Below are 8,544 nucleotides of genomic sequence, written 5' to 3'. Positions count from 1 at the left end.
CGGGCCGGTGGCCGTGAAGCGTCAACCCGGCCCCGCTCAGGCGGATAAGACCGGGACCGTCCCACCGCAAGGCGGGACATGCCGATCAGTCGCTACAGCGCACTGACAGGTAACGGTACGGTCCCGGGAATGCCGGAGTGGTTGCAGGCGGGTGGGTGGGGGCTGCTGGCCGGGTCCGCCCTGTTGCTCGGGGCGGCCGTGGGCTGGTTCGCCCGGGTGCCGCAGCGGGTCATCGCGTCGGTCATGGCGTTCGGGGCGGGAGTGCTGCTCTCCGCCGTCTCGTTCGAGCTGATCGCGGAGGCGCACGAGAAGGGCGGCCTGCTGCCCACGACGCTCGGCGCGGCCGGCGGCGCGCTGGCCTACACCCTGGCGAACGTGCTGCTCGCCCGGTGGGGCGCGCGGCACCGCAAGCGCTCCGGCGACCGGCAGCCTTCCGAGAGCGAGCGGCCCGGCTCGGGTTCCGCGATCGCGGTCGGCGCGCTGCTGGACGGCGTACCCGAATCGGTGGTGATCGGGGCCAGCCTGCTGGCCGGCGGGCCGGTCAGCCTGGTCACCGTTGTCGCGGTCTTCCTCAGCAACGTGCCGGAGGGCCTGTCCAGCGCGGCCGGCATGCGCCGGGCCGGCCGCTCCCGGCGGTACGTCTTCGCGCTCTGGTCCGCGATCGCCCTGGTCAGCGGCGTGGCGGCGGTGGCGGGCTTCACGCTGCTCGGCGACGCCCCGCCGGCGGCGCTCGCGGCGATCACCGCGCTGGCGGCCGGCGCCATCCTGGCGATGATCACCGACACCATGGTCCCAGAGGCGTTCGAGGACGCCCACCTGCTGGTCGGCCTCGTCACCGTGGCCGGATTCCTGACCGCCTTCGCCCTCTCCCGCCCGTGACCCGTCCCCGGCAGGGCGCCCGCCCCTGATTCCCGGGGCCGGTCGGGGCGGCGTGCGTCAGTAGGGGTTGCCGTGGCCGGCGGGGCGGCCCCGCAGCAGGGCGGCGGGGCGGCCACCTGCGGCGGACATCGCCGGGCTGGCGGTGCGCGCGCCGTCGGCCATCCCGGCGAAGAGTTCCTTCAGCGCGCTGACCGCGTCGTGCCGCGGCTGCCAGCCCAGCTCCGCCTCGGCGCGCTCGCTCGACATCAGCGGCGCGTTCAGGGCCAGCTCCACCCAGCCGGCGTCGATCGGTTGCAGCCGCGCCCGCCAGGTGAGCGCGGCGGCGGCGCGCAGCACCGGGGCGGCCACGGGCACCGTCCAGCCGTGGAAGTGCCGGGCCACCAACTCCGGGGTCAGCACCGGGTCCGCCGCGACGTTGAACGGGCCGCGCGCGTCGCCCAGGACCGCCCGGGCGTACGCGTCGGCGACGTCGTCGGTGTGCACCGCCTGCATCCGCAGCCGCCGGTGCGTCGGCACCAGCGGGATGCGGCCGAAGCGGAGCAGCCGGACCGGCGCGAACGGGCCGAGGAAGTAGCGGGTGATCTCGGTGGCCGCCGCCCGCTGGAAGTTCAGGCCGGGGCGCAGCCGCACCACGCGCAGCCCCGGGTGCTCCCGCTCGGCCCGGTCCAGCAGCGCCTCCACCTCGGCCTTGTCCCGGCTGTACGACGAGCCGGGCACCCCGGTCGCCGGCCAGCGCTCGGAGACCGGGTGGTCCTTCGGGCCGGGCGCGTACGCGCCGACCGACGAGGCGACCACCAGGGCCGGCACGTTCGCGCGGACCACGGCGTCGATCACCGCCGCGCTGCCGCCGACGTTGGTCCGGCGCAGCACCCGCTGGTCGTGGCTGGGCTGGATCTGCCAGGCCAGGTGCACCACCGCGTCGGCCCCGGCGAGGACCTCCGCGAGCTGGTCGGCCGCGCCCGGCAGCCCGACGTCGCAGGAGTGCCACTCCACCTGGTCGTACGGCTCACCGGCGTCCGGCCCCGGCAGCCGGCGCGCCACCCCGACGAGATCCACTCCGCGTTCCCGGCACAGCCGGCGCAACAGGGCGGTGCCGGCGTTGCCGGTCGCGCCCACCACCACGATCCGCATGCCCGACCCCGTACCCGGTCAGCCGCCCGCCAATCGCCGCGCCCGGCAGCCATCAGGGCGGCTGTCAGGGGCGCGGCGGCCGTCAGGGGCGGGGCGAGTGGCGCACCCAGCTCTTCTTCTCGTCCCGGCGCCGGCCGTCCGAGGCGGCCAGGCAGCGCGGGCAGATCCGGCCGACCGGGTCCGCCCCGGTGAGCACGTCCGTCGACCGGTACTCGAACCGCACGTGGGGGAAGCGGCGCAGCCGGGTCCGGCTGAGCGGGAGCCCGCAGACGGTCTGGTTCTGGCCCGGCAGCCAGGCGTGCACCTCGCCGGCCGGCTCCCGTACGCCGTCGGGGCCGGTCTCCTCGCCGGAGGCCGCGACGGCCGGGGTGCTGCTGATCCTCATGCGGGCACGGTTCCCCCGCGCCGGCCCGCCCATGCCTCCCGGTCTCCCGGTCTCCCGGCCTCCCGGTCTCCCGGCCTCCCGGTCTCCCGGTCTCCCGGTCCCCTGGCGGTAGCGGGTGACGGGCGGTGCCGGCGTGCCGGGCCGGCGGGCGGTCAGCCGCGCCAGGACCGGCAGGGGCGCTCAGCCGCGCAAGGAGCCGGCGAGGCGGGTCAGCCGCGCCGGGTCAGCAGGGCGCCGATCAGGCAGGCGAACGCGGCCACCGAGGAAAGCGTGCGGATCAGGTTCCAGCGCACCCAGGCCACCTCGAACCAGGCCCGCACCTCGGCCAGGTCGCCGATCCGGTCCACCGGGCCGGCGGCCTCCAGCCGGTCGTTCAGCGGCACGTTGAGCCGTACGGTGACGACGAAGGTGACCAGGTAGCAGGCCAGCGCGGCGATGGCCCAGAGCAGGGCCGGGCCGCCCCGGGTCAGGTGCAGGGCGGCGGCCAGGGCCAGCAGCAGCAGCGCGCCGAGGAACGCGCCCAGGAACCAGCCGTTGAGGATCTTCCGGTTGATCGACTGCATGGTGCCGATCAGCGTCCGGTCGTCGGTCGCACCGAGACCCGGCATGACCGCGCAGGTGAACGCGAAGAACAGCCCCGCCACCAGCCCGGTGGTCAGGGTCGCCCCGGCCAGGGCGGCCGTGCGGATCGTCTCGAACATAGGTGTTCCTCCCCCGTCGTCGTCCCCGCCAGTCAACCGGGGCGCGATCCTCCCGGCCATGGCCGGACCGCTCGACCCGATAAGCGAGCGTCCACGCACGGCGAGGGGGACCGCCCGGACCGGCCCACGGGAAGACCGGCCCGGGCGGGATCAGGGGGTGGCCTGCCCGCGCGGGCGGGCCCAGCCGGTGAAACGCTCGGCCAGGTCGGTGCACGACCGTTCGCCGTCCAGCTCCGCGAGCTGCCCGGCCGCCTCGGCCTGAAGGGTGCCGAGATAGATCAGCAGCGCGGTCCGGTCGGTGCGGTACTCGCCGAGCAGCCGCAGCTTCGCCGCCGAGCAGGGCCAGGCGATCCCGCAGGCCGCGCAGCGCCAGGTGGGACGGGACGGCAGGTGGTCGCGGCGGCGGGTCACCGCGCCGGCACCGTGACGACGGTCGCCCGGTCCACCCGGACGAAGGCGTACCGCTCGCGTGGCCGGAGCGTGCCGTCCGGGGCCAACTCCCGGCCGCGCAGCTCGACCCACTCCGCGCCCTGGAACGGCCCCCGGCTGAGGATCTCGGTGACGTACAGCGTGAGGATCCCGGTGCCGAACCGGTAGGAGTCCTCCGGCACGCGGATCACCTCCCCCGTCACGATCGCGCCCTCCCGGCGCGGCCCGTCGCCCGTCACGCCTGCCTCCCGTCCGTCGCCCTGCCTGTTGGCCTGTCCGATGCTCGGATGGGGGCCGCCGACGGATGCTCGCCCGGGGGCGGCCCCCGCGAGGACCGCCCCCGGCCAGTGCTCCACGAGCGGCCCTCGCTGGTGACACTCTGCTGTGGAGGCGACTACGCTCGGAAGGCTCTGCGGGCGTCCGGGTGAGGCTGGCCGGACCCGCGCCCGGCGGGTGGCGCCATGGGTAGTCGATCTTCAAACTGGGAGGCCCTGAATGGCCGACGTGCCGAGTCCGCTCGCCGCCTTCGTCGTGGCCGAGATCCGCCGCGCCCGAGGTGGCGCCGGCATGACGCAGGAGACGTTCGGCCGGGGCGCGGGCTTCAGCGCGTCGCACGTCAGCGCCGTCGAGGGCGGCACCCGCGCCCTGACGATGGACTTCATCAAGGGCGCCGACCGGGCGCTCAAGACCGGCGGGCTATTCGAACGGCTCGTCGCCAGCGTCGGCGCACCCTCCTGGTTCCTCCCCTGGCTCGACGCCGAACGCGCGGCGACCCAACTCCGCTACTTCGAGCCGAACCTGATTCCCGGTCTGCTTCAAACGGAGGACTACGCCCGCACCGTGCTTCGGTCAGTCGACATCCTCACCACTGACGAGGTGGAGCAGCGCGTGTCGGCTCGGGTGGAGCGACAGAAGATCCTGACAAGCGATCGACCGCCTCAGTTCGTCGCGGTACTCGACGAGTCAGCGCTGCGCCGCTACGGCGACGGCATCGGTGCCGTCATGGCGCAGCAGATCGCCCACCTGATCGCTCTCGCCGAGCTGCCACACATCCATGTGCACGTCATCCCTGCGTCGAGCGGACTGCATGTGGGACTGTCGGGACCGTTCGCCTTGGCGCGCTCCAGGGAGGGCGTATGGGTCGGGCATCTGGAGAACCAGCTTGCCGGCGTCGTCATCGACAATGACGATGACGTAGCTACGCTTCAAGCTCGGTGGGAAAGTGTGCGTAACGAGGCTCTGCCCCGCCGGCAGTCCATCGACCTGCTCAAGGAAGTAGAGAGCCAACATGGACCTCAGTAACGCCCGCTGGCGCAAGGCAACCCGTAGCGGAGCGAGCGGCGGGAACTGCGTCGAGGTGGCCGACAACCTGCCCGGCGTGGTCGCCGTCCGCGACTCGAAGGACCCGACCGGCCCGTCCCTGACCTTCGCCCCCACGGCCTGGCGCGCGTTCGTCGCTCGGACCGCCGGACGGGCCTGACCGCCCATCCCGTACGCCCGGAAGGCGCCCGTCTCCCGACCGGGGCGGGCGCCTCCGTGGCCGCACCCCCCAGTGCACCCTCGTTGAGCTGGGCGTATCGACGGCGGCGCGGAAGCCGAGAGCCGCCGCCGGCCGACGTCCGGTAACCTGAGCGCGACGGGCAGGCGCCTGGGCTGCGGAAATGCTGTGCTAGTGCCGTGACCACGAACGTTCACGGTGTTGGTTGACACGCCGTCGGCCTGACGGGCGTACGGCGTTGCGGCGGTCAGGCTGTGACGGTGGCAGATCCCGTACGCGTGCGGCGGCTGAGTGACCAGGAAGGTCAGCAGCTGCTGCGTGTCACTCGTAGAGGCACCGGTTCACCGATTCGTTTACGGCGAGCAATGGTCGTGTCGTGCTCGCCTCGGCCGGTGGCAACACCGTGCCGGCTATCGCTCGTCTCGTGCAGGCCGACGAGGACACGATCCGGCAGGTCATCCACCGGTTCAACGAGATGGGCATGGCCAGCCTGGACCCTCGGTGGGCGGGTGGCCGTCCCCGCCTGATCAGTAGCGACGACGAGCAGTTCATCGTCGAGACGGCTAACACCCGCCCCGAAGCCTTGGGGCGGCCGTTCACCCGGTGGAGCGTCCGCAAGCTTGCCGACTATTTCGCCTCGCGGGCCGCTTGCCCGATCACCATCGGGCGGGAACGCCTGCGGCAGCTGCTGATCAAACACGGGATCACGTTCCAGCGGACCAAGACCTGGAAGGAATCCAACGACCCGCAGCGCGACGCGAAGCTTGCCCGCATCGACCATGTCACCAACAACGTCCGCAGCGGGTGTTCGCTTTCGACGAGTTCGGGCCTCTCGTCATCCGTCCGCAGGCTGGTGCCGGCTGGGCGCGCAAGAGGCATCCGCGACGGCTGCCGGCGAACTATCACAAGCTGCACGGTGTCCGGCAGTTTCACGGCTGTTACTCGGTCGGCGATGACCAGCTCTGGGGCGTCGTCCGGCGCCGCAAGAGCGCCGCGAACACCCTCGCCGCACTCAAGTCGATCCGCCGAGCCCGGCCAGACGGCGCACCGATCTACGTCATTCTGGACAACCTGCCCGCCCACAAAGGCACCAAGATCCGCGCGTGGGCGGCACGGCACAAGGTCGAGCTGTGTTTCACACCGACCTACGCGTCCTGGGCCAACCCGATCGAGGCCCAGTTCGGGCCGCTAGGCACCTTCGTCATCGCCGGCTCAGACCACCCCAACCACCCCGCGCTGATCCGTCACCTGCACAAGTACTTGCGCTGGCGCAACGCCAACGCCCGCCACCCCGACGTCCTCGCGGCCCAACGCCGCGAACGCGCCCGTATCCGCAGCGAACGCCAGCGACGCTGGGGCCAACCCGCCACCCAGGCAGCCTGACCCCAACACCTCAAACGTTCGAAGTCACGGCACTAGCGCAGATGCCGGGCGAAGAACCCGGCTGCGTCCTCCCCTGCGAACTGCGGGACGCCGGTGTGTCCGCCCATGTTGGCGTGCAGCGTCTTTTCCTTGGAGCCGAAGGCGTCGAACAGGTCCAGGGCCGCTTGCCGGTCGTTTCCTTCGTCGTCCCACTGCAGCAAGACGTGCAGCGGAATGGTGACCTGCCGGGCCTCCTCGAACATGGTGCGAGGCACGAAACTCCCGGCGAACAGCCCGGCGGCCACGATGCGCGGCTCGACCACCGCCAGCCGGATGCCGACGGAGATTACTCCCCCCGAGTACCCGACCGGGCCGCCGATTTCCGGCAGCGACAGCAGGGCATCCAGGGCGGCCTGCCATTCCGGGACCGCCCTGTCGACGAGCGGGAGGATGAGGGCGTCGATGATCTCGTCGCTGACCGGCTCGCCGGCCTCCAGCGCCCGGCGCAGGTCGGCGCCGGCCTGCTCGGCGGCGGCCCAACGAGGCCGATCACCGCTGCCGGGAAGCTCGATGGTGGCCGCGGCGAAGCCCTCCGCCGCGGAGTGCCGGGCCCGAGCCACCAGGCGGGGGTACATCTTGCGCAGTCCGAGCGGGGGGTGACCGAGCAGGATCAGCGGGACCGGTGCGGATGCGGATCCCGGCGTCCACAGGATGCCGGGGATCTCGCCGAGGGTGAATTCGCGTTCGAGGACACCGTCATCGAGGCGTTGCTCAGTAGTGAATCGCATGGTCGTGCCTTTCGGGAGTGCTCGCGAACGGCGCTCCCGGACGACCTATCGCCCGACCGTGACCCCAGAGGGGAGCACCCATGTCGAAACATTCACGGGTACCACCTCCTCGGTCTCTCGCACGGCCCCGAGAACCTAGCAGCGGCCACCGTGCTACGCCAAACGTTTTTCCGCGCAGGCTCCGTGGCCGGATGCACCAACAGGCCGCATGCGGTCAGGTGGGAGCTCACCGATCACGTCCAACGACCTGGCCGCCGTGCTCCCTTCCTGAGTCCCGCCCTGCCCCGACTGGCGGTGGCGGCTGACCTTCCGATTACGCCATACGCCCGTCAGGCCGACGGCGTGTCAACCAACACCGTGAACGTTCGTGGTCACGGCACTAGCAATCCACTGTGGGTTCCGGATGCTCGTGGGCTGCTCACTTGTTCATACGCAGGCTTGTCTGCCGAGCTGGCGGCAGGCGGGCGCGGTACGGGTTGATCCAGAGGCTCGGTAAGCGCAACGGTTTAGGAAGTGTGGATACGGGCGGAAGCCGCTCGGCAGTGACCTGGCTTGGACTGCGCTGCCCCGCTGGCCGCCACGCCCAGGAGCTGACCGCCGTTGACCGTCGTCGCGCATCCCTACGGGCACGCAACGGGCACGGCGGGACCGGGCCGGTTGTGCTCGCATCGTCAGTTTGGAAGATCGCGCTCAACGAGCCGCGATGCCCGAAACGCCTGCCGTCGGCGGCAGAGCTCTATGCCGCTCGTGCCCGCTCATGGCCGCTGGGCGCCACGGTTACTGGCCCGTTGATGGCCCGCGTCGGTACGAACGGGTTACCTGCCCATCGGATAACTTGCCCTATGCCCGTCATCGATCTGAGTGCGTCGGCCCGCCCCCCGTCGCCTCGCAGGACGACAAACCCGCGGCCCGTGGCAGCGCTGGCAGTCTTGGGGCTCGCGTGCCTCAGCGGGGAGCCGGTGAACCCGCCGCAGCTTGCCCCTGAGGTGCGGTGCGAGTCATGGCAGGAATCCATCGCGGGTGAGGTGGGTCCGGCCACCGCTCTGGTAGGAGGTGCCCCACCCGGGGCAACCGCGAGAGTGCGCGTGGTGGCCGTTGTGGATGGTGAAACCGGATGTGTCGTTTCGGTGCACCGGTGGCGTGAATCGCCGTTGGTGTTCCAGTCCAGGGATCGCGACTTGGTCGCCATCGTCAAGATGGACGGCGAACGCGAACGGGGGCGCTGGACGGTGCTGGTGTCGGGCAAGCCGCTGGGCGAGGAACTCGTGCGGTGGGACCCTGGGTGTCAGGGTTGGGTGAGACCAGCGGTTCAGAGCAGTTAGCCCTCCCGGGGCGAGGATGGATCTTCTCTCGATGACGATTTCCAGCGCG

The 8,544-nt window shown here is 71.9% G+C and carries 9 protein-coding genes and 1 pseudogene; 4 read left to right on the top strand and 6 right to left on the bottom strand.

Translation table 11 applies throughout. The features are described 5' to 3' along the window. Nucleotides 1–129: 129 nt before the first annotated feature. A complete protein-coding gene (locus ACGF5C_RS33950; RefSeq protein ID WP_393308378.1) occupies nt 130–879 on the top strand; it encodes a ZIP family metal transporter in 750 nt (249 codons plus the stop codon). A gap of 57 nt (nt 880–936) precedes the next feature. On the opposite strand, the gene ACGF5C_RS33945 is transcribed toward ACGF5C_RS33950, so the two are convergent. The 5 genes from ACGF5C_RS33945 to ACGF5C_RS33925 form a co-directional block, all read right to left on the bottom strand. Beyond that, the gene (locus ACGF5C_RS33945; RefSeq protein ID WP_393308376.1) at nt 937–2,010 is read right to left on the bottom strand and encodes an NAD-dependent epimerase/dehydratase family protein; all 1,074 of its coding nucleotides are present in this window, start codon (nt 2,008–2,010) and stop codon (nt 937–939) included. Nucleotides 2,011–2,092: 82 nt separating this feature from the next. Beyond that, nucleotides 2,093–2,395: a hypothetical protein gene (locus ACGF5C_RS33940; RefSeq protein WP_357449543.1), complete on the bottom strand. Its 303-nt coding sequence runs from the start codon at nt 2,393–2,395 to the stop codon at nt 2,093–2,095. Nucleotides 2,396–2,604: 209 nt separating this feature from the next. Continuing rightward, nucleotides 2,605–3,096 carry a DUF1772 domain-containing protein gene (locus tag ACGF5C_RS33935; RefSeq protein WP_393308374.1) on the bottom strand — a complete coding sequence of 164 codons (492 nt, stop codon included), beginning with the start codon at nt 3,094–3,096 and terminating at the stop codon, nt 2,605–2,607. A gap of 150 nt (nt 3,097–3,246) precedes the next feature. Further along, nucleotides 3,247–3,507 (bottom strand): flavin reductase, encoded by a 261-nt coding sequence (locus ACGF5C_RS33930; protein ID WP_393308372.1) that lies wholly within the window; start codon nt 3,505–3,507, stop codon nt 3,247–3,249. Next, on the bottom strand, nt 3,504–3,764 hold the full coding sequence (locus tag ACGF5C_RS33925; protein ID WP_393308370.1) for a hypothetical protein: 261 nt from the start codon (nt 3,762–3,764) through the stop codon (nt 3,504–3,506). The genes ACGF5C_RS33930 and ACGF5C_RS33925 overlap by 4 nt, the downstream gene beginning before the upstream one ends. Nucleotides 3,765–4,020: 256 nt before the next feature. Here ACGF5C_RS33925 and ACGF5C_RS33920 point away from each other — a divergent pair, with 256 nt between their 5' ends. The 3 genes and pseudogenes from ACGF5C_RS33920 to ACGF5C_RS33910 all read left to right on the top strand — a co-directional run bounded on the left by ACGF5C_RS33920 (nt 4,021) and on the right by ACGF5C_RS33910 (nt 6,406). Then, the gene (locus ACGF5C_RS33920) at nt 4,021–4,827 is read left to right on the top strand and encodes a helix-turn-helix transcriptional regulator (protein ID WP_393308368.1); all 807 of its coding nucleotides are present in this window, start codon (nt 4,021–4,023) and stop codon (nt 4,825–4,827) included. Next, the gene (locus ACGF5C_RS33915) at nt 4,814–5,005 is read left to right on the top strand and encodes a DUF397 domain-containing protein (protein WP_393308366.1); all 192 of its coding nucleotides are present in this window, start codon (nt 4,814–4,816) and stop codon (nt 5,003–5,005) included. The genes ACGF5C_RS33920 and ACGF5C_RS33915 overlap by 14 nt, the downstream gene beginning before the upstream one ends. Before the next feature lie 278 nt (nt 5,006–5,283). After that, a pseudogene (locus ACGF5C_RS33910) lies at nt 5,284–6,406 on the top strand (IS630 family transposase). A gap of 32 nt (nt 6,407–6,438) precedes the next feature. Here ACGF5C_RS33910 and ACGF5C_RS33905 read toward each other — a convergent pair. After that, a complete protein-coding gene (locus ACGF5C_RS33905) occupies nt 6,439–7,173 on the bottom strand; it encodes an alpha/beta hydrolase (protein WP_393308364.1) in 735 nt (244 codons plus the stop codon). Nucleotides 7,174–8,544 lie beyond the last annotated feature (1,371 nt).

The sequence above is a fragment of the Micromonospora sp. NPDC047620 genome, from assembly GCF_043205005.1.
GTDB lineage: Bacteria > Actinomycetota > Actinomycetes > Mycobacteriales > Micromonosporaceae > Micromonospora.
Note: the sequence above shows the minus strand (reverse complement) of the source record. Positions and strands in the feature narration are given on the sequence as shown.